The organism is Bradyrhizobium japonicum USDA 6 (assembly GCF_000284375.1).
Lineage (GTDB): Bacteria > Pseudomonadota > Alphaproteobacteria > Rhizobiales > Xanthobacteraceae > Bradyrhizobium > Bradyrhizobium japonicum.
Genome location: NC_017249.1, coordinates 8,306,221 through 8,331,133, shown reverse-complemented (window position 1 = coordinate 8,331,133; position 24,913 = coordinate 8,306,221). Strand labels below are relative to the sequence as shown.

Below are 24,913 nucleotides of genomic sequence, written 5' to 3'. Positions count from 1 at the left end.
GGAGGAATATGTGCCATTCAAAATCATCGCCTCGCAGTGCACGAGCTGCTCAGCTTGCGAGCCTTTATGCCCGAACGTTGCTATTTCGGAGAAGGGGGGAAACTTTGTCATTGAAGCGGCGAAATGCAGCGAATGCGTGGGGCATTTTGACGAACCGCAATGTGCCGCTGCCTGTCCGGTCGACAACACCTGCGTGGTTGACAGGGCCTTGCCTCGCTACCAGGCGCCCGTCTGAAGTGTGGAGCCTGACCGGCAATGCAATCGCTGGTGCTGAACACGTCCCAAACGTCGCGCTGCGAACTGGCGGCTCCGCAGGCGCCGGCGTCTGCTCTTACGGACGGTGGCCGCTCTGGATTCCTGCGATGGGGCTGTTGCTGGCGGGCAGCACAGCCTGGCGACATTTCGGCGCTCGAGGGCGCCTCGTGATGCGGAGCAGAGTGTCCCCTCGGCGTGCCCCCGCGCCGTCGGTGCATGAGGAGCGAAATATGAACGGAATTCTCCGGGATAGCGACGCCGTCGAGCTAAGCGACCCACCCGCCTTCAGCTTTGGCCAAAAGCTTCGCGCCAATCGCGTCATCCGGAATGATGGCACCTATCCCGGCAAGGAGATCGGAGACGTCTTGGTCAAGAAGGGGGAGGTGGGCTACGTCGTCTCGATCGGCACGTTCTTGCAGCAATTCTACATCTACGGCGTGGAGTTTTTGGAAAGCGGCTACCGCGTTGGCATGAAACGCAAGGAACTTGAGCCAGTGGATGCAGGCGAGGAGGTCGATGATTTGCCACTACCGGAGGAGTCATGACTCAGCGAGGTTTTCCAAAATATTGGTGGGGCCAGCGGGGTAAACCGACAGCCGACCTGATCAAGCACCGCTCATCGGTCGATACGGAGACGGACGGAGCTTCGCTCGCCGCCAGGCCGAGCCGCCAGACCGTCATCGATACTCTCAACAACAAAGCGCATGAGCCTATCTTTATCGTTGATTTTGGTGAGGAGCTGCTCATCTGCTGGAGTTCAAGAGAACATCAAAAGGCATTGAAGGGAGGCTTTCATCATGAATTCCGCACTGATGAGGAAAGTAAAACCGGGGTTGGCGCGTCATCTCAACGAGCTTGATCGCAAACGGATCGAACGCGGCTTGAGCGCGCGGAAGCGCTATCTCTACGTCTCGCCAAACGTGACGCCCGTGTGGGGCGGCTACTGCATCGAGAGTCCCTGCTGCTCGCGCAATATCGACAAGGATGGCGCGCTCGTCGATGTCGCGCTGATCCTTTATGATGGCGTGACCGGGATCTGGAAGCTGTTTCGCAAAAATCATGCGGGGGGAGTCTGGGAATTTTACAGCCTCTATCATCGCTTGATCCCTGCAATCGACGAATTGAATGCGGATCCTGAGCGCCTGTTCTGGCAATGAAGGACCACCGTCCCCGAGGATAGAAGAACGACGATGGCGATCACGACCGAGGAATTGATCGAGATCGAACGGCTGCTTGCTGCCGATAGCGACGGCATGGGTCCCTTTGTCCAGCTGCGCCGCGGGCGGGGCGTGATGCGTGAGTTCGACACTCAACGCGGGCGACCGGGATCGCATTGGCCAAAGGAATGTTGGGCCGTGAGCAATGAGCCGGCCGAATACGGCGCAGTGCTGTGCAAGCCTACCGATGATGTCTTGGAGTGGTGTCGCATGGTCGAGCAGTGCTACGACGCGCATCTGCAATCACGTGAAGGAGTCCCGCTAAGATATTCGAAATCGACCACATTACAGTCGAGCTTGTCGGGTGTCAGCTCGTGATCGTAAGCGGCCAAAATAAGGAATCGGTATGAGCTTGTAACAAATCATCATCCACGTCCGCTTCGCCCCGAATGGGCGGGTGATACAAATCGGCCAGCGTCCAGGGAAGCTCACTCCGAACGGGTGGTTCGATGTCCTCAACACCCGTGCCAGCTCGGCTTATCAGCCGCTCGCTCGTGGCCGCGGGGTATTCCGGTTGAGCCGAACTGCTGTCGATACCTTAAAGCAGGAAACGACGGGGCCGGGTTGAGCGAACCGGTAACCGCGATTTGATGAGTGAACAGATCGAGGGCGACGCCGTCTCTCCGGCCGACATTATTGTTCTGAGCGAGGCCATGGGCATTCAATCGCTGATAGCGGCGAGAACGTCGGCATTGCCGCAACTTCCCTCAATTGTGAGGCGCGCTATGACGCATTTGGTGTGCAACTTGCTCTTCGAGAAAGTTGATCGGGGGGATTGTTGCATGAATGAGAGGTCTCGATGCCGGGAGAAGAGGTTGTCATTGATCAGCAGGCGACCTTCGGACGTGAAGGTGCCTATCGCTCATCTCAGCGACGACAGCGAGTAAGGCGCCCGACCATTCCGACTGCCTTCGCAAGCGGGAGTTGGTGTCAGCAGGTGTCCATGCGCCAATGGACGGTCATCGTTGGACATTGCGGGCGGCTATGCGCTCACATCTCATCCCGACAGCTGAAATTCACTATCAGAGGATAGGCGCGTGAACTCAGAAAAAGAATTTCATCTCCCTCAACTCTATAGGCACCATGTCTTTGCGTGCAACACGCAGCGTCCGCCAAACCATCCCCACGGCAGTTGTGGCGCCTCCGGCGCGCAAGCTCTGTGGGATCGAATGGGCAAGGCGATCGAAGCGCAAGGCCTCGACGATATTGGCTTCGCGACTGCGGGCTGCCTTGGCTTTTGTAACTCTGGTCCTTTGCTGGTTGTCTATCCCGACGGAGTCTGGTATCGCGCGACCACGCCTGAGGATGTCGACGAGATCGTCATATCCCACCTCAAGCACGGCCAACGTGTCGACCGGCTTGTGATAGTGCTCAAGCGAAGCTAGAGGCGTCGCTTGGCGGCCGCTTGCCGGGTTAGCTAGCATGGTCGGCTCGACGTTGGGGGGCGGATCGTCTGAGATTAACCGGGCACTTCGCGGCCAAGATTAGGCTGTCAGCGGCGTATCGCCTTCTTATCAGGCAAATGGGAAAATGGCTTCGGTCTTAAGCGTGGCGAAACAGACGTATGATCATATTCTGAGTCGACGTTTGTGTAATGTTACTCACGTGCTGCGCGATTCGTAACTTGCAGCGCGAGCAACGCCAGCGGTTCCCTCTCTTGCGAGCTGACGCGTCGATGGCGCGTCAGCCGGCTTTCCGTGTCAGTCCGGCGAGAGTAGGAGACGAGCTCGATGATCCTGCTGGGATCCGAGTTTATCAAACGGCCTCTCCACTCTGGCTCTGCTCTAACGTCAGAACTTGTAAGCGACGCCGCCGCTGACGAGCCATGGATCAATATGGGCGCGGCCCGTAACGGCAATCGCATTGTTTAAGGTGGCCGAGTACTCCGGCCGCAGCCACAGCTTTTTAACGTCAAAGTTGAGGCCCCAGTGGCGATCGAGCATGTAATCGAAACCGAATTGGACTGCCGCGCCGAATTGGTTTTTGATGTTTAGATCCGTGACGGAAAGCCCGGCGAGCGAAGTATTGGCTGCCGATTGGTTGAAGAATACAGTGTAGTTGATGCCCGCGCCGACATAGGGCTTAAGCGGCCCAAAATCGGTGAAGTGATATTGCAGGGTCAGTGTAGGAGGCAAGAGCCAGGCTTTGCCGATATCGAGCCCTGTGAGCGCGCCATTGCCGCTGACGTGATGGCTGGTCACGCCGAGAATGAGTTCGGCGGCTAAGTTAGCTGTGAAGAAATAGGTGATGTCGAGCTCTGGTATAGCTTGATCGCTGATCGAAAGCCCAGAGTTGGGTGATGACAGCAACGGCGTCCCTGGAACGTTGACGGAACTGCCTGCGGTATCCGGCAAAACGCCAAGCACGCGCAGGCGGATCATCCACGGGTTGCGGGGTTCAATAGGGGGAGCTTTATAGTAGACCGGCGCCGGACCCAGATCAGCACCACGTACCGAGTTGCTGGCCAACGAGGTCGCTAGCGCGAAGACCGATACAGTTGCCAGGACTGTTCTTGCTCTCATCGAATTCTCCATTCCAAAAGTCGCGCGAGAAGCCGCGCAAGGTCTCTGTCACACATAAGGAACGGCGAAAGATTTGATACCAATCAAATATGGGAGCGATCGTGCCGCTCAGTTGCATCAGGATCACAGCTGCGAAACACGTTTTGCTAAAGGAAATACTCGCGCCAAGCAAGCCGCAAGTCGAGAACGTCATTCTTCTGGTGTGATCGTCCGGAACAGGCTCATTCGCTTGATCCCATCTTCGGGCAGCGCGTGCGAGTTGCTTGGTGCAGGCATCCCTGGAGATGCTCCTGCGTCTGGTGGCCAAGCAGCGACAGCGCGGGCTCGCGATCGAGCCCGGCACATCGTATTCCGTCTAAGTCGATCAACGGTCGTCGTATCAGGAGTGGATCACTCACCATCAATGCGAGTGCGCTCGCCGCGTCGATAGAATCGAGATTGACTTCGCCCGACTTGACACGAGGCGCGGCTCGGTTGAACCAGGAGCCGACGGGCATATTGCGAAAGAAGCTGCGCAATTCGTCCGCATGCCATGGCTCCTTCAAGATGTCCTGGACGACCACGTCATGACCGGCGGACTTTAGCGCTTGAATCTGACGCGCGTTCGTGGCGCAGCCGGGCTTCTGATAAAAGATGATTGTAGCCACGGCGTACCTATGTAGGCGTGCTATGCTGGGCGAATAGCACAGGGCTGCTGCTTCCCGGGAGCCATTCGAAGTTCTTGACAGTCAACGTCAATATCAGCGCATGGTGCGCCCTCAGCGAATTTGCAAAGCCGCTGGCCCGTCTCATTTTGACTCCGTCCGGCATCTTTACTCCTCACATGGCTGAGCTTGCGCGAGCGGCAGCAAGTTCTGTTCCACAATGGCGGCATCGGCTAAGTCAGCCTATTTGGCTGTTGGCGTTCATGTTTGCGATTGTTTGTTCGTTGTCTGACAGCCGGGCAGATCTTGTCAGATCCAAAACAGCCTACGATCGCGCGCCGGCTGGTTGCTTTTGGAAACGTAATCAGAAGCTTAAGGTGCCGGGTTAGACCTTGGCACGGCTGTTGCTGATAAGCGGCAGCAACACTGAGTGAGGGCTGAGTGCACGCCGACGTGTAAGGCGAGCGATGCGCTCCTTCCCTTGAACCCGTGTGCCCCCGCTTCTGCGAGGGAAGCAAAGCTCGCAAAAGAAGCGCGCAACGTTTGGCAAATCGGTTGATGGAGAGCAGCATGGCTTCACTAAGACAAATCGCCTTCTACGGGAAGGGCGGAATCGGCAAGTCCACCACTTCGCAGAACACGCTAGCGGCGCTGGCAGAGATGGGTCAGAAGATCCTGATTGTAGGGTGCGATCCGAAAGCGGACTCGACTCGCCTTATTCTGCACGCCAAGGCTCAAGACACGATTTTGAGTCTTGCCGCGAGCGCCGGCAGCGTGGAGGATCTAGAGCTCGAGGACGTAATGAAGGTTGGCTACCAGGACATTCGCTGCGTTGAGTCCGGTGGCCCTGAGCCAGGTGTCGGCTGCGCCGGCCGCGGTGTCATCACCTCGATCAATTTTCTTGAAGAGAACGGAGCCTACGAGAACATTGACTATGTTTCTTACGATGTGCTTGGCGACGTTGTTTGCGGTGGCTTTGCGATGCCAATCCGCGAAAACAAGGCGCAGGAGATCTACATCGTGATGTCTGGTGAAATGATGGCAATGTATGCCGCAAACAATATTTCCAAGGGGATCCTGAAATACGCGAACTCAGGTGGGGTGCGGTTGGGCGGCCTGATCTGCAACGAGCGGCAGACCGACAAGGAATTGGAACTGGCGGAAGCGTTGGCCAAGAAGCTTGGCACTCAACTGATCTACTTCGTGCCGCGTGACAATGTGGTGCAGCATGCAGAGCTGCGTCGCATGACGGTGCTTGAATATGCACCCGATTCCAAGCAGGCTGATCACTATCGGAAACTAGCGGCCAAGGTTCACAATAATGGCGGCAAGGGCATCATCCCGACCCCGATCTCAATGGATGAGCTCGAGGACATGCTGATGGAGCATGGCATTATAAAGGCCGTGGATGAATCAATCATCGGCAAAACCGCCGCCGAACTCGCAGCCTCGTAAAGGCCGCGAGTCGCCGCCTTGCGAAGGCGAGCGACAGATGCCGGTCTCCCTCACCCCCCTTCCCGGGGGGGCCGGCATACTGACGATCGGCCGCGAAAACCAGAGTGCGCCGTGACGAACCACGCATTGTGAAAAACCGCAGAGTTATGTCCGAGCCGCACGTCCTTCCGTTCACGACTGCCTGTGCTGCTGACGCCAATAGCCAGTTGCACAAGGGAATTTCAACCTACCGGCTGCTCACCGGTGAACATCCTGCAAATGCCGATATCGCCATCGACAGCAATCTCGATCGCCATGCCCTGGCGTCTATCCTGGCGGCTGCCACGATGGATGGTGGCTGTCTGTCTGAGAAAGTTGGCCTGTCCGGCGTTGAATTGGCGGTCTTACTGGAGCAGCACTTTCTCCCAACCGGGATCAGGGCCCCGGAGCAGGCCGCGCCCTTCAAGCGGGAAGAGGATGAGGAGATCGCAATGCTTCGCGATCTGTTGCTCAAGCATCGCTCGACGGAAGGGGATATCGGCCGGTGGCTGGCTGCGATGATCGCGCGCCGCGCCATGGAGCCGGACCATCTTTGGGAAGCTCTCGGCTTGCGTGATCGTGGCGAACTCTCGCTCGTGATGAGCCGGCATTTCGCGCCGCTCGCCGCGAGCAATGTCAACAATATGCGTTGGAAGCGCTTCTTCTACCGCATGCTTTGCGAGGACGAAGGCCTTGCGATGTGCACGACACCCGTGTGCAATCAATGTAACGAATTCAACATCTGTTTCGGTGAAGAAAGCGGTGAGAGCCGGATGGCCGAGCGTCGGCGCGATTTGCTGTTGCAGGCCGCAGCATGGCCGGCTGTGTCCAGCGGCCGGGCATCTGAAACGCCAGGAGAGACCGCAGTCGCATCGTTATCCGAAAAGGCTTCACCGCATTTGTAGGCCGCAGGTCGGAGGAGGGCGCGGATCACCAACTTGGATGCGAGCGGACGGCCGTGTGGTTAAGGCGGCAAGATCGAGTGCTAGGCTACAGTTCACCCGTGTTGGTGCGCCGCAACGGACCTGTCGCACCAAAGGGCAACGCGTTCGGCCTCATAGCGCTGTCGCATTTGCCACGATGCATTTGCTGAACAAGGTCATAAAGAGAAGCGTGACTTCTTGCACTAGGTCGGCCGTTAGGATCACAAAGACTGCGGCGGTAACGGCGGGCGCGGTCAACAAAAACATCGCGTCCGCGCAATTATCGAAGCAGATCTTCCGCTTACCATGATGGAGTGCCGCACGGACCCGGGAAAGAGGCGCCGACGCGAGGGTCGACGCAAGGGTGTCGATGAAATATGTGGTCCCTTGCCACAATATCCATGCCGTCTTCGGGCTGTGTAGTCATCAGGAGCTAACGATGGAAAAGGTCAACCAAGTGTTAGGATATACCGGGCCCGCGAACTTCAGGTGTCAGTCATGAGAAGTCTTTCCGCGCCGTCACCGAGTTCTCATCAGATTGAGCGCAACCGCAAAACCCGCGGGCGCGTTGTCGTTACTGTTTCGGATCCGCTCAATGTGGGCGCTCACCAGAGCTAAACCGAAGGAGAATATTCGATGATCAGCTCATCCCCAGCAACCGGTATTCTAGATCGACTCGGCAAGGCCTCATCGGCAGAGGAGTTTTTTTCGCTGCTTGGCGTCGAGTACGACCCTAAGATCGTGAATGTCGCGCGCCTTCACATTTTGAAGCGCATGGGACAATACCTCGCACAGGAGAAATTTGCTGGTGCCGCAGAGCCGGAAATCAGAACTCGATGCAAGGCGATGCTGGAACGGGCATATGGAGATTTCGTGGCATCGTCACCGATCGACGAGCGAGTGTTCAAGGTTTTGAAGGATGCCGTCTCAGACTCCAAGAAGGCTGCGGCCTTCGTTCCTTTGAGCGAGTTGAAGTGACCTAGCGTTCCACTGTAAGCGAAGTCTGTCCGGCGGACGCCGAGGCGCTCCGTTAATGCGGCTTTCTATTTATCGCGGCAAGTCTCTTAGTCATGGCCCGGCCAACGGCTGTCGTATTCCCGACCCATGTCCGGATTATTCGTGACCAGGTATCAGCAGCTGTTTGATGTGTGGCGCAAGCCAATACGTCCCACTGACTTCAATCGTCTTTGCAACTGGTACGACACTTGCTGTTGTCCTGCTGATCTGATCATCGATGCCGACAGATGGTGGCGCCCGCGGTGAGTTTGAAGGAGGACCCATGATGCTGCTTACAGTGCCTGCCGAGCCCCCCTGCGGCATCATATCGAGGCCTACGATGCCGTCAGGTCTGTTCGCAACGGTCTTTGACGCGGTCGCAGTTTCGTAGTGACGGTGAGATGGTAGTCAATAATAGGTGTCCCCTTCGCGCGGCTCTTGCGGCGGCTATGCACAGTAGCGTCCGCATCAAATCGGCCCCCGATCCCGCTCAAATGTGTCTGCATCTCATCGCAGATAGAAACTGCGTTACGAAAAGTGGTGCCCTCCTCCCACACGGAGTGCCAGCGCTGGAGGCTCGGCACGGTCGCGTGACAGAAGCCTTGCCAGGACCTCCATCGATGGTACCGGCGAGGCGCCGCGAACGGACTAGTCAACTAAGGCATGGAAGTGGCCGGTCAGGATCACCTCGTCCTGGCCGGCCACGGTGGCGCTCGTCGAGCCCGGCACCCAAGGATTCAGTTTGCAAGATCCCTCCAAAGCCGGCCGAATGGGTGCGCCAATTGCGACGACGCGTATTGTGGTGCGACTGGTCCGAGCGCGCAGGCGGGCAGAGCAGCCAGCCACTTGCCGGCCAAAAGTGAACTTCGGTTAACGAAAGCGAAAAAGCAACCCGTGGCGCGGGCGCGCCTATCTCCAGAGGAATTTAGACTATGAGCAAGGTCAGCAAAACGGCGATGCCAGCAGGGGCCGGCCGCGGAGCAGCCAAAAAAGAACTGCCGGAGCACTTCAAGTCGTACAAGCACGTCTGGGTCTTCGTCGAGCTGGAGCGGGGCCAAGTGCATCCCGTTTCCTGGGAGCTCATGGGTGCGGGGCGTGGTCTTGCCGACAGGCTAAAGGTGAATCTTGCCGCTGTCGTTGTCGGTCCGGAGGGGCAGCACACACGCAACGCCGCACTTGAAGCCTTTTGCTACGGCGCCGATCTGGCCTATCTCGTGAGCGACAATGTGTTGTCGGATTACCGCAACGAATCTTATACGAAAGCGCTCACCGAACTCGTCAACACCTACAAGCCCGAGATATTACTGTTGGGTGCCACGACGCTTGGTCGCGATCTCGCAGGTTCCGTGGCGACGAATCTATCGACGGGGCTTACTGCCGACTGCACCACGCTGGACGTGGACGCCGACGGTTCACTTGCGGCGACGCGGCCAACTTTTGGCGGCTCGTTGCTCTGCACAATCTATACCTTGAATTACCGCCCGCAGATGGCCACGGTCCGCCCGCGAGTGATGCCGATGCCTGCACGCGTTATGCGCGATGCCGCTCGTATCGTCGTTCATCCGCTCGGCCTTGTAGAAGACGATATAGTCACGAAAGTATTGTCCTTCCTACCCGACCGCGATGCAGAAACTTCCACTCTGGCCTATGCCGATGTTGTGGTTGCGGGCGGCCTTGGACTGGGATCGCCTGAGAACTTCCGGTTGGTACGCGAGCTCGCAGCTCTGCTTGGGGCTGAATATGGCTGCTCGCGTCCTCTCGTGCAAAAGGGCTGGGTTACGTCTGACCGGCAAATCGGTCAGACAGGCAAAACCATCCGGCCGAAGCTCTATATTGCCGCGGGCATTTCCGGTGCGATCCAGCACCGGGTCGGCGTCGAGGGCGCGGATCTGATCGTCGCCGTTAACACGGACAAAAACGCTCCGATCTTCGACTTCGCCCATCTCGCGATCGTCAGTGATGCTATGCAATTGTTGCCAGCCCTGACGGCTGCATTTCGCGCGCGGCTTCTGCCAGATTCGCGCGCCAGGATCGCGGTCTAGAGGAGATATTGATGATTGAAGAGAGATTCGATGCGATCGTGGTCGGAGCCGGTATGGCCGGCAACGCGGCGGCATTGACGATGGCCAAACAGGGCATGAAGGTGCTGCAGCTCGAGCGGGGCGAATATCCCGGATCGAAAAATGTGCAGGGGGCCATCCTCTATGCCGACATGATGGAAAAGCTGATCCCCGAGTTTCGAGAGGAGGCGCCACTCGAACGCCACCTGATCGAACAGCGGTTCTGGATGATGGACGATCGCTCGCATGTCGGCATGCACTACCGTTCGGAGGACTTCAACGAGCAGAGGCCGAACCGCTATACGATTATACGCGCCCAGTTTGACAAATGGTTTTCTTCAAAGGTGCGGGAAGCTGGCGCGATCGTGCTTTGCGAGACCACCGTCACAGAGCTCGCGCAGGACGATCGTAACAGGGTCGTCGGTGTTCGTACAGATCGCCGTGACGGCGAGATACATGCTGACGTCGTCGTTCTGGCCGAAGGGGTCAATGGCTTGCTCGGCACGCGTGCGGGCCTGCGCGCCCGTCCGGCACCCGATAACGTTGCGCTCGCGGTGAAGGAAATGCACTTCTTGCCCCGTGAAACCATCGAAGCACGCTTCAATCTTAAGGGGGATGAAGGCGTCGTGATAGAGGCTGCCGGTACCATTTCCCGCGGCATGACCGGGATGGGTTTCATCTACGCCAACAAAGAGTGCATTTCGCTTGGCATCGGTTGTCTCGTCGCCGACTTCCAACGCACGGGCCAAACGCCGTATGGCCTGCTCGATGAATTCAAAAGGCATCCCTCTGTGGCGCCACTGATAGCAGGGTCCGAAGTAAAGGAATATTCGGCGCATCTCATTCCCGAAGGCGGTTACAAATCGATCCCACAGCTTTATGGGGAGGGCTGGGTCGTCGTGGGCGATGCCGCCCAACTCAACAATGCCGTTCATCGTGAGGGCTCCAATCTCGCGATGACATCGGGCCGTATCGCGGCCGAAGCGATAGGTCTGGTCAAATCGCGCGGCGAACCGATGAGTGCAACAAATCTCTCAATCTACAAAAAGATGTTGGACGATTCTTTCGTCATCAAAGATCTCAAGAAGTACAAGGATTTGCCACCCCTCATGCATACCCACTCCGAAAATTTCTTTCTCACTTATCCGCAGCTTATCTCCAAGGCGATGCAGAACTTTGTGCGCGTCGATGGTACGCCCAAGGTTGAGAAGGAGAAGGCGAGCCTCAAATCCTTTGTCAAGACGCGGTCATGGTCAGGTCTGGTCGGCGATGCTTACCGTTTTGCCAGGGCCTGGCGGTGATCGCGACAGTGTGAAGTCCAACAGTGGAAGGCAAAAGCATGAATGTCGAACCCTCCGTGCGCGTCGAAGACAAGCTGTACTACAACCGTTATCTTGTCGACGCCGGGCACCCTCACGTCAGGGTACGTGCGCACAAGACGCCATCGCCGCAGCTCCTCACACTTTTGAAGGCCTGCCCGGCGCGATGCTACGAGCTCAACGACAACGGCCAGGTCGAAGTTACAGTTGATGGCTGCATTGAATGCGGTACCTGCCGCGTGATCGCCGAGCCGACCGGCGACATCGAATGGAGCCACCCGCGCGGCGGATATGGTGTTCTGTTCAAGTTTGGGTGATGACAGAGCGAAGGGTGGTGCGGCGTTAGCCGACGCAATCTCACTGTATCTGTGGCGCGCTCACTGTCACCTGCATAGCGCCGGGTTGTTTGAGAAGACACCCGTCATCGCAACGCGACGCAAGACGTGACATGCAGATAAGCAGCAAAAGGCTCGTTGTGGCGCCACTGAGTAGCGCCACGATGCCGTCGATCTGATGGCAGAGAAAAGATCAGTCTCCTGCCTGAGGGGAGGCAGGCCCAGCGGCCTCGAGTGCGATCGCCACTGACTGTGTGATCGCAGCAAAGCGCACGGCGGTCTGGATCGTCTCCGAATTGACGCCCGCGGCTCTCAATGTCCTCTCATGGGCATCAATGCAGATACCGCAGCCGTTTATGGAGGAGACAGCAAGCGACCACAGCTCGAAATCGGACTTGTCCACGCCGGGATTGCCAATCACGTCCATGCGCAGCCGCGGCGGCATCGTCTTGTATTCTGGGTTGGAAGCGAGGTGAACGAAGCGGTAGTAGACATTGTTCATTACCACTACGGAGGCCGCAGCTTTCGCTGCGGCGATCGCCACAGATGTCATCACGCCCGAGGCTGCCGATTCCACCGCGGCAATCAGGGCTGAATTGCGGGTGGCAACTGCACTCGCTACCAGCACCCCGTATTTTCGCCGCGGCGAAAGCGTCTCATCGGCCATCAAGGAGGTCAAGTTAATCCTGACATCCTTCGCGAAATCGGGAATCTTGTCGTAGATTTGTTCGATCGGCGACATGCTGCGTCACGCAACCTTCAGTGTTTCCCCGCCGATTTCGCGGTTGCAGGGACAGAGCTCGTCGGTTTGCAGCGCGTCTAGAACGCGGAGTGTGTCCTTAGGACTGCGGCCCACACTCAGATTGGTCGCATAGACGTGCTGAATCGTGTTTTGGGGGTCAACAATGAAGGTATAACGATAGGCAACCCCTTCGGGTGAACGCACCCCGAGGCCATCGACGAGCGTTCCCTTTGTGTCGGCAAATTGCCAGATTGGTAGATTGTGCAGGTCGACATGTGAGCGCCGCCAAGCAAGCTTGCAGAACTCGTTGTCAGTCGAGCCACCCAGTACAACCGCATCTCGGTCAGCGAATTCCTTGGAAAGCCGAGCAAATTCTGCGATCTCTGTCGGGCAGACGAAGGTAAAGTCCTTTGGGTAAAAGAAGATGATCTTCCATTTCTCCGGAAAGCTCATTTCGGTCAGCGTCTCAAACGCACTCTGCCCTTCCTCTTCCTGCGCTTGAAAACCGGGCTTCACGCCTGTGATGTCGAATGGCGGCAACTGACTTCCAATTCCGAGCATGGTGTCCTCACAAACTTGCTTTTGTAGATCGTGACCTCACTGGTGGAGCAAACCATATGCCACGCATTCTTAGACCTAGAATTGGCGCAACAAGACCAGCCCAGCGGCTTGGATACAGGCGCCTTTGAGCACGAAAGTACACGGGCGCTGGCTACGCGGTTGGCGGGAAGACGGCAGCCAGACCTAAACCGAAGCAATCTCGTCCCCGACCGGTAGGCACTGCACAGCCGGCCTGGCCGGGCTATGGCAGTTTGGCGCTCGCCGCTGGTAACTGCGACGTCGTGCCGTTCAAGGTCCACAATCGGCGCGTTCGCAAGGCATCGAGGCGGCGCAGCAGCGGACGCGGGAGCTAAGGCGGCTTCCGCAAATGGCGAAGGGTTTCGATGGGCGTGCGCCGCCCGGTATCGTTCCGACCAATAGCCGCAGCTGGGGTTGAACGGCGCCGGCCGCAAGGCATGTTTTTCGGAACGTCTGTTAAGTCCGGTACGCCTGGCTATCGTAACGATTCGGCGCGCAGGTCCGGTCAGCTCATTCCCGTTGTTTGGCGAATTTGCTGATCGCAAGGAGATGGGGTCCTGCTGCGAAGCGCCCGGGAGACGGCGGGCGCAGCCTCGGCAACCGTTTTTGTCAAGACCGGATTGTTCTGCTGCCGAACGGTTGGGAAATCGAGATCTGTTCTCCCCTCGCAACGTTCGCTTGCGAGCATAATGTGTGTGCCCCCCTCGAGTGCCGCTGCACCTGTAAGGTGATGCCTTCCTCGCTGCGCGACATCCAAAGCGGAATCGGCAGGTAGCCTCAAGATCGTCTTTGGCAGGTAAAGAACTGCCCGGAGCGCTATTCGAATCTATCTCATCTAGACTATCGATGATGGCCGCGATCTTGCTGGTGTGTTTCTCGCGTCCAGACATAGCCGTCCAAGGTGCTCATGGGGATGTGGCAGGCCTTGCAAGCCACCGCTCGGCAGCCCGAGCGGAACGGCGCGCGCGACTTCCGCGAAGAGCTATGCGGGATTTTGGGTGACGAGGCGATCAGGCGGCGTGGTTTTCCGGCACTTGGATGACCTCGATGCCGTTTTCGAATCTGACACCTGCGCTGACCTTCGGCAACTGATTTGTGCCTTTCAGCCGCCGCCAGGTCTTTGATGCGGCGCAGAGCAGCTTGAACACCATCAACTTGGCAGTCGTTGACGATAACGAACCTTTCGTGCGCACCGTTCTGTGCCGGACCGTCGCGAACACGCTTTCGATGGGATTCGTCGTCCGCAAGTGGTCCCAATGCTCGGCGGGGAATTCGTAGAACGCAAGCATTGCGTCGCGATCTTTCGTCAGGCACTCGACCGCCTTGTCGTACTTCGCTCCGTATTTCTCGGCAAAGACATCGATCGCCACTTCGGCCGAAGCTCGGTTGGACGCCAAATAGACCTCGCGCAGATCCTTCTTCATGCTGGCCTGTACCGACACTGCGACTTTGTTCAAGATATTCGCGGTTTTGTGCACCCAGCACCGCTGATGTCGCGTGGCGGGAAAGACCTCGTCGAGCGCCTTCCAGAAGCCGAGCGCGCCGTCACCGACGGCGATTTCCGGGGCGATCTTCAGCCCACGGGTTTTCGCCTCGACGAGCAGTTCGTGCCAGCTCTGCGTGCTCTCGCGCACGCCGACCTGGAAGCCGATGAGTTCCTTCTTGCCTTCCGGCGTCGCGCCGATCAGCACCAGCATGCATTCGCTGTGGTCTTCCATGCGAGCCTGCAGGAAGACGCCGTCCGCCCACACGTATACGTACCGGCGCGCCGACAGATCGCGCTTCTGCCAACGCTCGTACTCGAGCTGCCACTCCGTCGTCAGTCTGGAAACCACCGCCGGAGAAAGATTCGGCGCATCCTTGCCCAGGAGCGCCGCCAGCGCCTCCTGGAAGTCGCCCGTCGAGATGCCTCGCAGGTACAGAACCGGCAAAAGTGCATCCAAGCTCTTCGTGCGCCGTGCCCACAACGGCAGGATCGCCGAGGTGAAGCGGATCCGCTCGCCATCGCTGGTCACCGCGCGATCGCGAATCTTTACCCGGGCGACTTCGACGGCGCCGATCCCCGTCTGGATCGTCCGCACTGGACCATGGCCGTGCCGCACGAGGCGGTCGCGGCCATCGGGAAGCTTCAAGCCCTTCATCGCGGCGAGAAACGCCTCGGCTTCCATCTCGACAGCCTGCGCAAGCAGCTGCCGAGCACCAGATCGCAAAATATTCGTCAGTGGATCGTCGATCTCATCGGGCTGACGCAGTGGGACAATGTTGCTATGCTCGTTCATGGCGTATCGCTCTCCTTGAGGTTCTGGCAGGCTCGACACCCGCCTCGATACGCCGCCTATCTCATTCCGTCATCACCCAGTTTCCCGCATAGCTCTTCCGCGAATACTTCCGCTCCAATACTGAGCCGTAGGGCATCAAAGGAGCGGCGCGTGATGCGCGCCAAAAGCGGCACGCCAGAGTGGCCAGTTTCAAGGGTCAGAACCAAGGTGACCTCAGCATCGCCGTGCGGCAGAGAGGCCGTTATGCGTGCTCGAAATACATTGAGGATAGAGCTTGCGCGCGGAGGTTCGCACGCAATGCTGACGTCGCCGGCAGCGATGCGCAGCCGCAGCCTTGCGCCCGGCCTTAGCGGTACTGCTGGTATCAGAAAGCGCGCGGATTTGAGGCGGAGCTTGACCAGCCCGTAGCGCCCGTCATAACCGCCGACCATAGTATCCAGACAGATTGCCGCTTCACTGCGGCTGGCGAGCGCCGGGTCGCTCTGGGTGACATTGAGCGGACCGGCCGCAGTCACGGTGCCATCTTTCATCATGACGAGATGATCGGCGAGACGTTCGATATCGGTGATGTCATGGCTGATGTAGATCATCGGCAACGCAAGCGATTGCAGGATGCGTTCGAGAAATGGCAGGATCTCGCATTTGGCGGAGCGGTCGCGCACAATGAGTGGATCGTCCAGCAGGAGTAGCCGAGGCTGGCCTAGCAGCGCACTGCCAAGGGCAAGTCGCTGCCGCTCGGTCTTGGAAAGATGTGATGGCGTACGCTCGAGCAGTGGCGCCAAGCCGAGCAATTCGACCACACCATCAAAATCGATCAGTGTCGGTTCCGAGTTTGACGCGTTGTATAAAAGGGTGCGTCGTACCGACAAATGAGAAGAGAGGATCGGTAGCTGAAATACATATGCGACGCGACGCAGATGAGGCGGTCGAAACGTCGTCTCATCTTGCCAAATCTCCCCATCAATCGCACAGAAGCCATTCGGCAGACGCTGCACGCCAGCGATGCAGCGCGCGAGTGTAGTTTTGCCGCACCCAGGCGGACCAAAAATCGCTGTGACGCCTTTGGCCGGTACGCTGAACTGCGTATCAAGCAGAATGCTCGCGAGCGAGCCGTTGAAGGCAACCTCAATATAGCCCTTCTTGGCTTCTTTGGTGAACCCGCCCATGTGCTGTATCTTCCATCTAAGTGAGGAGCCTAGCGGCTGCACTGGAGGTGATCGTTATGCTGCTGGCCATCCAGTCTATTCCGCTCCAGCACGGCGCTGCTGCTCGCAAGAGGGTATAAAGTGGGAGGGAGGCGTGCAGAGCGGTTTCAAGTCCGGAGCCTTGTTGAGCAGCTCCACGCCGGTGGATCGTGGCAATCGGTACGGTGGCCGGCGCGCTTACCTTAAGAGTTAAGCGCCGCCTTTCCAGCAACGCGAGGTCTTTGGTCTGCTTGGCCGGGCCGAGGCCTTCTGGTGAATGTTGAATGGCGCGGCTTGAGAGGTTGGGGGGCAAAGATGCCGGCTCACGCCAAAGCTGAATACTGGCCCGCGGCCGGAAATCGGCATCAATGATCCCACAGCTTCGCGAGCCGATTTGAAGTCTGCCCAGTAGCTGATCGTAGCCTCTGCACTCTCAGGTGCGACCAGCATCAGCGCCAGGTCGATTAACATGAATCGAATAAGTCTCATTGGAACTCCGGCTCCGCCTGAGCCGCTTCCTTCCCGGCAACTGGCTGATACTTACCCAGCAATCCGCGTGCCGTTCGAAGTGATAACTGGGCGGTTAGCGGCAAGGGAGGCGTTTTATCTGTCTCCACTCCGCGTCTTAAATCGCCGCATCCTATTGTAGGACTTTGACGCTCGCGTCTCCAACCGCACATGCAGGGCCGTGAGGCGGCACCCAAGGATCATGCCAAGCCTCTCGCGTTCGAGATCGTGCTTTGGCGAATATGCGGCCGTAGAGCTCGTCAATGATGCACAACTCCATGCCATCCGACTGACGCGCCATCCGATCTACTCGGCGGAGAAGGCCTGTAGACGGTCGCTTGGCGAAAGCGCTGACCGAGATGATATGCGGTGCCCGCGCGCTCAAAGTGCTTGAATCGACCGTAACGTCAGGTTGTAGGCATGGCGAAGCAGAAAACCATATTGGGAGCCAACATGGGCACATAAGTGCTAAACGGCCGATCTCTGTTTGTCGCGGTCTTCGCAATGCGTGTTGCGAGTGGCGGGATAATGATTCGGAGCGCGGCAATCATTGCAGCCGGCCCGCGAGAAGCGAGACTCATGGCTGCCGAGGCATTCCAATCCGGTAAACAGATCACCTCTCGGGGCAAAGAAAAACAGAGAAGCACAGGCGTCTTATGAGGGGTTTGGTCAATCAAGAGCGACGAATGGGCTGGACTTGCAATGCGCATCGCTTTGCAGCCGTCCTCGCTGCGATCGCGATCGCTGCGACATGGTGCACAGGACACGCTCGCGCGCGAGATCGGCGAGCCGAGGAAGTCTTGGCGTCGTGCAAATCAGACGTGATCCGCTTCTGTGACCGCTTTACAGGCCGTAGCGATGTTGACGTGGCCATGTTTTGTCTTAGGGACAATTTCAAAAACTTGCACCGCGAATGCCGGCGCATGATGCCAACCGCGGCAAACGAAAACGATGCACCGAGACAATCGCTCAACAAGCGCCCGGTAGGCCCTCATCGAGAGACGCGGCAGTTGCGAACTCGAACGATAGTGAAGTATTCAGACTGACGGGCGGCGGGGTTGGCCAGCTTGGTGGCTGAAGGTCGACCGGGCTGGAGCATCAGCCTGCCGAGGCGCAGTCGGCTGGGTGGGACCGATCCGTGATTGGATTGGCTCGATTAGCGATACAGTTGCCCAGGCGTGGTGCGGCCTTGAATTTCGAGTTTCGTGCTGCAGCAGTTGCGCTTTGTTCAGCGCTGTAGCCATTCGCGGCTTCGAGGTTTTGTGAAGTTGCTTTCGTCTCTCTGTGGCTGGTCCCAAGGGCAATCAGCGTCAGCTGTGGAGGCAGTGGACCGTACTGTCATCAATTTATGGCATTGTGGCCCGCGACTACGTATTTTTGCGGAAGTGGCTAAGTCGGCTGCGACAGCCAATGATTGCCGGAATATCAGCGCGTTTGTTTCATCGCGGTTGCCTTAGATTTCTCAGGATTACCTTCGGCTAGACTGAGCTGTAACAGATTGGGCTAGGAAACCTCTTTTGTTAGCCGCTGATCGATTTCCCCATGCAACCGCTTGATACCATTGCGGCGTTCTCTATGGGCGCTTCAGGGGAGTCGCTTCGCCCGATTGTGGTGCTCCTGACCGAATACACTTTAGAGCTCAAGGCGAAAGGAAACGCCGTCGACGAGAGCCGTTCAAAGGCAGAGAGCTGTTCATGCAGACGCTTCTCAAGGGCCTTGCGTTCGGTGCCAGGCAGGTCGGTGTTAAGTAGCCGGCGGCAGCGCCAGATTCCGTTTCGCAGCCATCTGATCTCACTTAGCGTATCATCAATCGAAGTCATCACGGATGTTGATCCTTAAGTGTAAAACATGGCGATGCTCGTCGAGCGGTCGTTCCCTGGCTCCGCATTCCTGCCGGATAGTTGAGCCGACAACGGCGTATCGCCCGCTCGTGTCCGGAGGAGGCGAGAAGTCCGATGTATGCGACGCTTATAAGTCAATATTATCCTACGCCGCGCGTTTGGCGAGAAATCGCGGCAGATCCTCGCGGTTTCAATGCGCCGCGAACGTGTGTCCTGCACAATTCCAGCGCTCATAGGGTTAAGCGTGTTTAACGCGAGATCAACAAGGCGCACTAGCTGCTCGAGTTATTTGGTCGCGGCGCAGCTAGGCTACACTGAGCTCGACACAGAAAATCTGTCGTACCAGTGACAGATGCACCTGTCCGATTATCCAGTCGGAAGGATACCGTGAAGAGCCGCCCGATCGCCGTTTGCCGGTTCACGTGACCAATGTTAAAATGGCTGGGAACTCCGCGTCGAAGAGAATTAGCGAGCCCGCGGTGTTGACATCGGGGCGCGCTGCGTCTCGTAGCCAAGCGCGTTAGCGCGATAGGCTGCAAGCTTTTGAGCTCAGCTATCGCCCAAGCGTTTGACCCCGGGGAGAAGTATGGCCGCCTCGCCTCACGTCACAGCAAAGTTGCCGGCCTAAACGCGCTGCTGCCGGCGGACCGGCACCCGCCACCAGCCGGTCCAGCACAAAGTGATTCGTCTGCGGAGAGCTGAGCCCAAGGTTACGGAATTACAAACGCCATCCGTCATTTCGTCGCTCCGGACTGCGTCAGGTTATCGACAGGTGGCGCTCGTATCATGAGCGCCGCTACTCCCTTGCAGGCTTGGCTCAATGGGCGCAGAGCTCGCAGGCGAGACCGGTGGACTGCAATATCAATTGATCCGCGAGCGAAACGCCGTCTGGATTCGCTACACTGTCTGCAGTGGGTGCTAGTTGCAGAAGCGTATCCGGGCCATTCGTGCCTGTCGGCACGCTTGTGGGATCGCACCTCACTCCTTGTGGGCCGGTGGCGCGTCAGCCATAGTGGAGGATTGGCGGTTCTAAGATGCGCCGCCCCGGCGCATTCGCTTCATTTTGCTACCGAAGAAACGATATCGATGAACACAGAACAGCTCGTCACTCGTATTCCTTCCGCAACTTCCGATTTGGAAAGCTCCGAACCAGGCTCTCCGGCCGCACCGCTGTGGGGAGAGACCTTGGCCGGCGTGCACACGTCCGCTGCCGGAGCGGTTGCCTCGCCGGAGGAGGTGCTGGCCAACTGGGCTGCCGAAGACGGGCAGGGGCAACATGGGGATCGGCAACAAGCGGTAAGCCGAACGTCGGCTTGGCGGGGGACGGGTGATCTCAATCAGCCGCTAGATCTGTCGTCTCGGTCCCTTACCGCCTTGCCTGCGCCCATTTTGGCCGAGGTGCGCCGCCTGAATGTGGATCACAATCAGCTCGACAGCCTGCCCGAGACACTTTCGACCGGCCTCCAGCGGCTCTAGGCCATCAGCAATGGGCTGACGCGCCTGCCTGCAGAGACCGTGAACTACCATCACTAGGCGTTCCGCCTGGCGGTCGCCGAAGATCTGCGGCAGGCAGCCGTCAGGCCCCGTTTACGCGAGCAGTATTTCGAGTTGGCTTCGGGAGCGAACGGGAGCTGCGAAGATCGCGTTACTTTGGTCTGGAACGGCATGCAGACCGCACGCCTGAACGCTGATGTCGAGGACGGACTCTATGACGGGCGCCTCGGCGAACTGCTCCAGAACGACCGCGTCTTGTTTCGCTTGGAAGCGCTTGACGGGATCGCGCGCGAGAGGGTCAACTCACTTCGCCGTGCCGATCCCGACGCGGATGTCGACGAGATCGAGGTTTATCTTGCCTACCAAGCCCAGCTGCGGGACGCCCTGGAGCTGCGGCACAACGCTCCCGACATGCGCTTCATGAATGTGTCTCAAGTGACCGAGGCCGATGTGGCCAGGGCCGAGGCGTCGGCGCGGGACGGGAAGCGGCGGAATTTCGGGACTATTTAGCGACGCGATGGCAACCATGGAAAGCGTGGTGAGGCGTATGGTACCCCAAGATTATGCTGAAATGCAGGAGCGGCTCGTCGGCGTGATGGGTGTACAATTTGAAACCCGCTTGGATGAGCGACTGGCTGAGCATGGTCTGACGGGCGATGCCGATGCCGAGCCGGTCCTCGGCGCCAGATACGAAACGAGATTGCCCGCGCGATCAAAAGCGCGCTCCTGCATCAGGTCCTCGGGAAGCTCGGCCTTCAGCTATGAGCGCACCTCCGAAGGAGGGTCCGTCGATCCGCCTCGCCGGTCACAAAAGTCAAAATTTAATCGACGCCTTCCGGGACGGACTGCCTGCATGACGGACTGTCTGCATGAGCCATTGCCGAATGAGCTCTGTTAATTGCGCCCGTGCGTCCGTGCGGACGATCATGGTATAGGATGGACATCCAAGAGAAGATTAGCAAAACGCAATGCGTTCACGTTGCGAGCGCCGTTGAACTCAGCGCTCAACGGCCTCTCATAGGCCAGACAAATAGATGGGGGATCAGACCGATCTCTTCAAGTCGCCCTCGTGCAACGTAGGCTACCGATGTCCGTCCCCCGCGGCCGATCCCACCTTCGCAGCGTCACACTCGAATCCAGATCGCGAAACATGCCGTAATTCCGCCGGATCCATTGATGCAGCTCGGTGGACCAGTCCTTCTCGTTGCGCAGATACCCAGTGAAGGAAAAGCCAAGCCGATCTATATATCTCTTAAGGAACAGCGGTAGTGCGGAAATTCGAATCACCCGATCGCCGTCCATCGCTTCAGGTAATCCGCCGCGCAGTGCGAATTCATTGTGGATGATGACCAGCGAGGCCGGGGGAATTCGCCGCCGCAGCATCTCGTAACCACGAAAGGAGATGCGATCTGCGCCCGCGACGAAGAGTACGACAGGGGTGACACAGCACCGCGCCGTCTCCTTGACGAAGCCAATCTCCTCGCACATCTTGAAGAATTCGTCGAAGGCGTGAAAGCCGAGATCGATTACTTTGGGTACACGATCGTGAACGATGAGAGGGTCCATCAGCTGCATCTTGCCGTATGTGTCGATCACATCCGCGGTCTCCGTGATGTTGGGCAGGTAGTCGAGCAATGATGGCTCTTTCAAGTTGACGTCAAACGACAGCGTTGTACCGTCTTTCAGCAGCAAGAACTCGCTCATGGCCCGAGCGATGAGGGTTTTACCGACCTGCGGGCTAGGTGAGCAGATGATGTAGATGGGGGTCGCTAACATAGCCAGCAGATCAATTTCGTTCTGTGCGTGGGCTCGAGCTTGCCGGATATACGGCTACTTCTCGCCGGCCCGGGTGGCGGACTTGGCCCCGGCCAATTCCGTCAAGTTGATGCGATCAAATTCGCTCCAGACATTTGCCAGCCAGTGCCGGACATAGCCGCGCAGCACGAAGGAGTTGTTCGCGGGTTCATCATTGCGTCCCTTGTTCGCGACGAAGTCTATGAACGGGACGGACGCGACTTCCACCTGCTCATACGCCATCTCGTTAAGCTTCGGGATGGTCAACTCAGTCGCATGTTTGATGCGATGAAAATAGGAATTATAAGTGGCTTGATCCCACTGGAAGAATTGAGTGTCGTTGATGAAGTTCTTGACCAGGTAGTACTTTGCACCGGTCATGAAAGTCGCGGTTTCCTCGATCTCGTCTAGCGACGCGATAGATGATCCCAGGATGTGGAACACGGCAAATGTGATCTGGCCAGACCGTGCCGAGTCCAGAAAGCCGATGTTGCGCAAGGAAGCCAGCGCAGAGGACAGTAGGCCTGCGCGAGCATCGATGACAGTGACGGACAGCCCTGAGTTCAAGGTATCGAAGATCTTCATCTGGTCCGCCGTCGCAGTCATGTCGACGATCTCAGTGATCCCGGGGTAAAAGCGCTTCAGCGTTCCCCGGGGCGACTCCGTGTCGAACGCGCGTATTTGCACGTTATTGACGCTAAAGTAGTCCAGTAGCGTTCGTGATACGGTCGTCTTGCCGACTCCTCCCTTGTCCGCACCGACTACAATTACCACTGGCTTCACCATAGAAACATCTCCTGAGCTCTTGCTATTGCCGCGCGCAAAGTGCGCTATCGGCGCGTCACTGCTTTGGGTGCGAACATGGCGGAAAGAAGGGGCAATGAACCGCCGATGCGAGAGCTCTGCAACTGATAAGCGTTTTCAACATCTAGCGAGTAACGTCGCGTGATGATGCAGCTCCGGCAATGGGAGTAATCACTTGTACTGGTGATTTACGTGAGGTTTGTGTGCGGCTGGAATATGCGGGGCAAGAATCAAAGTCTGCCCATGGTGATCGTTGGATTGCCGTAGGTTCGCTATGGATGCTGTCGCTGCCGCTATCAAATTTTAATGGGAGACCGAGTCTTACGTAGCGTCAGATTGCGAGCTCGATGAAAGCGCAAATCGGGGGGATGCTAGGCGGTCCGACTATGGCTTCGCAGACCATCAAAGGTCTACTGGATCAGATCGCCGTCTTTTCGGCATGCCGAGGAATATCTCCACGAGCTAAAGGTGAGTGGCTAAAGGCCTCTCTGCGCGCGAGAGCTAAGCACATGGGCTGCTAGAAAATAAATTGGGCGGCGTCGTCGGGCCGGTGTCTAGCTGATCGGCGCCCGGCGGGGGTGTAGTCCTGGACGGCACAATGGCCGCCTGCGCTGCGTCCTTTGGGGCGCGGCCGACGATAATTGTGAGCAGACCCCCGCCCCACAGCCGCTGCGCTGCTCTCTTTGGCGTCTTCCAGCGTCACCGCATCGACGACGGCATTCTGGTTTTCGAGATAGTCGATAGCCAACTTGTCAAGCTGATGCTGCAGTAGCGTTCGCGCCAGTTTTGATGATGTGTTGAGAGCTACCAGTTGCGAGCCCTTCAGGTAGGACTTTGCGTCATCGAGCTCCTGCTGAGTCGGTCCTTCCGCGGCGATCTGTCGGACCTGCTTCTCGATTTCTTCAACCGTTTCACCGGCCCGATCGGCGCAGGTGCCGCTGGTACCGAGAAACATGGCTGAATGATCCAGCCAGACAAGCTGCTCACGGACTGAATAAGCCAGTCCGCGCTTCTCGCGGACTTCGCGGAACAGGCGTGACGTCAGGCCGCCGCCGCCGAGAATGTGGTTGACGATACAGGCGGGCATGAAACCCGGCTCGCTGCGACGGACGGCTGGACCGCCAAAAGTCACAACTGTCTGCGGCACATCGAGCTGAATAAAGACCCGCTGCGGCGGCTTTGCTGCGATGACGTCGGCGACCGGCATCGCTTCCGCGTTGCTCGGCAGGCTGCCAAAGGTCTTATCGAGCAGCTTGCAGACGGCCCCTGGATCGACCCCGCCGACCACCGCGATTTTGAACGTGTCTTTTTGCAATGACGCGCCGGACATAACCCTTGAGATCCTCGGCCTCTATCTTCGGCACGCTTTCCAAGTAGCCATCGACTGGGCGAGCATAGGGATGATCCCCAAAAGCGACTTCGAGGAACTTGCGGCGAGCCAGCGACGAAGGATCGGTTGAGTCGTGCCGAAGGCGCGCAAGCACAGCGGCACGGTTCCGTTCGACGTCGGCGGCCTCAAAACGCGGCGAGGTTAGCGCGATCCGTAAAAGCTCGAAGGCCTCCTCCGCGCTGTCATTGATCGTGCGCAAGGCACCGCGGAAGTGATCATGGGTCACGTGAAAACGCAGCTCAATGGCATGGCGGTCCAGCCGCTGATGAAAGGTCTTGAAGTCAAATTTGCCGGAACCTTCCTTGAGCAGCCCAGAAACCATGTGGGCTACGCCAGGTCTTTGAGCGGGATCCTGAGCCGCGCCGCCGGTGAAGGCATATTCCATCGAGATCAATGGGACAGTGGAGTCCTGCACGAACCAGGCTTCTATGCCGCAAGACGAAATCAAACGCTTGATCCTGGTCCGGTCCAGTGATCGTGGTGCGGCATGCGAATTTGACGAAGCGAGCACCGCCATGGAGAGGGAGGCTCCTCCAAGGAGGATCCCGCGTCGAG

At 58.0% G+C, this 24,913-nt stretch carries 24 protein-coding genes and 1 pseudogene; 16 read left to right on the top strand and 9 right to left on the bottom strand.

Translation table 11 applies throughout. The features are described 5' to 3' along the window. Positions 1-10: 10 nt before the first annotated feature. From BJ6T_RS44680 to BJ6T_RS44670, 6 genes are all read left to right on the top strand, one after another. Positions 11-235, top strand: coding sequence for a 4Fe-4S binding protein (locus BJ6T_RS44680; RefSeq protein WP_011084569.1), 225 nt, complete (start codon positions 11-13; stop codon positions 233-235). Between the two features lie 250 nt (positions 236-485). Beyond that, the gene (locus BJ6T_RS47790; protein WP_014497966.1) at positions 486-800 is read left to right on the top strand and encodes a nitrogen fixation protein NifZ; all 315 of its coding nucleotides are present in this window, start codon (positions 486-488) and stop codon (positions 798-800) included. Beyond that, positions 797-1,114, top strand: a complete 318-nt coding sequence (locus tag BJ6T_RS47785; RefSeq protein ID WP_014497965.1) for a hypothetical protein — start codon at positions 797-799, stop codon at positions 1,112-1,114. Before BJ6T_RS47790 ends, BJ6T_RS47785 begins: the two co-directional genes overlap by 4 nt. Continuing rightward, positions 1,053-1,412, top strand: a complete 360-nt coding sequence (locus tag BJ6T_RS38570; RefSeq protein WP_014497964.1) for a DUF3024 domain-containing protein — start codon at positions 1,053-1,055, stop codon at positions 1,410-1,412. The genes BJ6T_RS47785 and BJ6T_RS38570 overlap by 62 nt, the downstream gene beginning before the upstream one ends. A 33-nt stretch (positions 1,413-1,445) precedes the next feature. Continuing rightward, entirely contained in the window at positions 1,446-1,790 is a 345-nt protein-coding gene (locus BJ6T_RS38565; protein WP_011084572.1) for a hypothetical protein, read from the top strand. Between the two features lie 719 nt (positions 1,791-2,509). Beyond that, the gene (locus BJ6T_RS44670) at positions 2,510-2,857 is read left to right on the top strand and encodes a (2Fe-2S) ferredoxin domain-containing protein (protein ID WP_011084574.1); all 348 of its coding nucleotides are present in this window, start codon (positions 2,510-2,512) and stop codon (positions 2,855-2,857) included. A gap of 405 nt (positions 2,858-3,262) precedes the next feature. On the opposite strand, the gene BJ6T_RS38550 is transcribed toward BJ6T_RS44670, so the two are convergent. Together BJ6T_RS38550 and BJ6T_RS38545 are read right to left on the bottom strand one after the other, a co-directional pair. Further along, positions 3,263-4,006 carry an OmpW/AlkL family protein gene (locus BJ6T_RS38550; RefSeq protein ID WP_018647470.1) on the bottom strand — a complete coding sequence of 248 codons (744 nt, stop codon included), beginning with the start codon at positions 4,004-4,006 and terminating at the stop codon, positions 3,263-3,265. 209 nt (positions 4,007-4,215) lie between these two features. Continuing rightward, on the bottom strand, positions 4,216-4,641 hold the full coding sequence (locus BJ6T_RS38545; protein ID WP_011084576.1) for an ArsC/Spx/MgsR family protein: 426 nt from the start codon (positions 4,639-4,641) through the stop codon (positions 4,216-4,218). A 74-nt stretch (positions 4,642-4,715) separates the two neighbouring features. Between BJ6T_RS38545 and BJ6T_RS46570 the strand changes: the two genes are divergently transcribed. From BJ6T_RS46570 to BJ6T_RS38515, 7 genes are all read left to right on the top strand, one after another. Beyond that, entirely contained in the window at positions 4,716-5,027 is a 312-nt protein-coding gene (locus BJ6T_RS46570; RefSeq protein ID WP_161170736.1) for a hypothetical protein, read from the top strand. A 181-nt stretch (positions 5,028-5,208) separates the two neighbouring features. Continuing rightward, positions 5,209-6,093, top strand: coding sequence for a nitrogenase iron protein (nifH, locus tag BJ6T_RS38540; protein WP_011084578.1), 885 nt, complete (start codon positions 5,209-5,211; stop codon positions 6,091-6,093). A gap of 104 nt (positions 6,094-6,197) precedes the next feature. Beyond that, on the top strand, positions 6,198-7,016 hold the full coding sequence (locus BJ6T_RS38535) for a nitrogen fixation protein NifQ (RefSeq protein WP_011084579.1): 819 nt from the start codon (positions 6,198-6,200) through the stop codon (positions 7,014-7,016). A gap of 654 nt (positions 7,017-7,670) precedes the next feature. Further along, positions 7,671-8,012 (top strand): nitrogenase stabilizing/protective protein NifW, encoded by a 342-nt coding sequence (gene nifW, locus BJ6T_RS38530; RefSeq protein WP_011084580.1) that lies wholly within the window; start codon positions 7,671-7,673, stop codon positions 8,010-8,012. A gap of 950 nt (positions 8,013-8,962) precedes the next feature. Beyond that, a complete protein-coding gene (locus BJ6T_RS38525) occupies positions 8,963-10,072 on the top strand; it encodes an electron transfer flavoprotein subunit alpha/FixB family protein (protein ID WP_014497958.1) in 1,110 nt (369 codons plus the stop codon). Between the two features lie 11 nt (positions 10,073-10,083). Continuing rightward, positions 10,084-11,391: an FAD-dependent monooxygenase gene (locus BJ6T_RS38520; protein WP_011084583.1), complete on the top strand. Its 1,308-nt coding sequence runs from the start codon at positions 10,084-10,086 to the stop codon at positions 11,389-11,391. A 38-nt stretch (positions 11,392-11,429) separates the two neighbouring features. Continuing rightward, positions 11,430-11,726, top strand: a complete 297-nt coding sequence (locus BJ6T_RS38515; RefSeq protein WP_011084584.1) for a ferredoxin family protein — start codon at positions 11,430-11,432, stop codon at positions 11,724-11,726. A 211-nt stretch (positions 11,727-11,937) separates the two neighbouring features. Here BJ6T_RS38515 and ahpD read toward each other — a convergent pair whose 3' ends face one another. From ahpD to modC, 4 genes are all read right to left on the bottom strand, one after another. Beyond that, positions 11,938-12,486 carry an alkylhydroperoxidase, AhpD family gene (gene ahpD, locus BJ6T_RS38510; protein ID WP_011084585.1) on the bottom strand — a complete coding sequence of 183 codons (549 nt, stop codon included), beginning with the start codon at positions 12,484-12,486 and terminating at the stop codon, positions 11,938-11,940. A gap of 6 nt (positions 12,487-12,492) precedes the next feature. Continuing rightward, entirely contained in the window at positions 12,493-13,047 is a 555-nt protein-coding gene (locus tag BJ6T_RS38505; protein ID WP_011084586.1) for a peroxiredoxin, read from the bottom strand. A 1,028-nt stretch (positions 13,048-14,075) separates the two neighbouring features. Continuing rightward, positions 14,076-15,344 carry an IS256 family transposase gene (locus BJ6T_RS38500; protein ID WP_014497957.1) on the bottom strand — a complete coding sequence of 423 codons (1,269 nt, stop codon included), beginning with the start codon at positions 15,342-15,344 and terminating at the stop codon, positions 14,076-14,078. 56 nt (positions 15,345-15,400) lie between these two features. Next, on the bottom strand, positions 15,401-16,510 hold the full coding sequence (modC, locus tag BJ6T_RS38495; RefSeq protein WP_014497956.1) for a molybdenum ABC transporter ATP-binding protein: 1,110 nt from the start codon (positions 16,508-16,510) through the stop codon (positions 15,401-15,403). A gap of 2,067 nt (positions 16,511-18,577) precedes the next feature. Here modC and BJ6T_RS47780 point away from each other — a divergent pair. The 3 genes from BJ6T_RS47780 to BJ6T_RS48855 all read left to right on the top strand — a co-directional run bounded on the left by BJ6T_RS47780 (position 18,578) and on the right by BJ6T_RS48855 (position 20,880). Beyond that, a complete protein-coding gene (locus BJ6T_RS47780; RefSeq protein ID WP_161170740.1) occupies positions 18,578-18,874 on the top strand; it encodes a hypothetical protein in 297 nt (98 codons plus the stop codon). 1,088 nt (positions 18,875-19,962) lie between these two features. Beyond that, positions 19,963-20,352 (top strand): hypothetical protein, encoded by a 390-nt coding sequence (locus BJ6T_RS48860; RefSeq protein ID WP_014497954.1) that lies wholly within the window; start codon positions 19,963-19,965, stop codon positions 20,350-20,352. Positions 20,353-20,418: 66 nt separating this feature from the next. Next, a complete protein-coding gene (locus BJ6T_RS48855) occupies positions 20,419-20,880 on the top strand; it encodes an NEL-type E3 ubiquitin ligase domain-containing protein (protein ID WP_074076604.1) in 462 nt (153 codons plus the stop codon). 546 nt (positions 20,881-21,426) lie between these two features. Here BJ6T_RS48855 and BJ6T_RS38480 read toward each other — a convergent pair. The 3 genes and pseudogenes from BJ6T_RS38480 to BJ6T_RS47770 form a co-directional block, all read right to left on the bottom strand. Beyond that, complete coding sequence (locus tag BJ6T_RS38480) at positions 21,427-22,146, bottom strand: hypothetical protein (RefSeq protein WP_011084599.1); 720 nt, start codon at positions 22,144-22,146, stop codon at positions 21,427-21,429. A 54-nt stretch (positions 22,147-22,200) separates the two neighbouring features. Continuing rightward, positions 22,201-22,950, bottom strand: coding sequence for a P-loop NTPase family protein (locus tag BJ6T_RS38475; protein ID WP_011084600.1), 750 nt, complete (start codon positions 22,948-22,950; stop codon positions 22,201-22,203). A gap of 519 nt (positions 22,951-23,469) precedes the next feature. Next, a pseudogene (locus tag BJ6T_RS47770) lies at positions 23,470-24,875 on the bottom strand (M16 family metallopeptidase). Positions 24,876-24,913 lie beyond the last annotated feature (38 nt).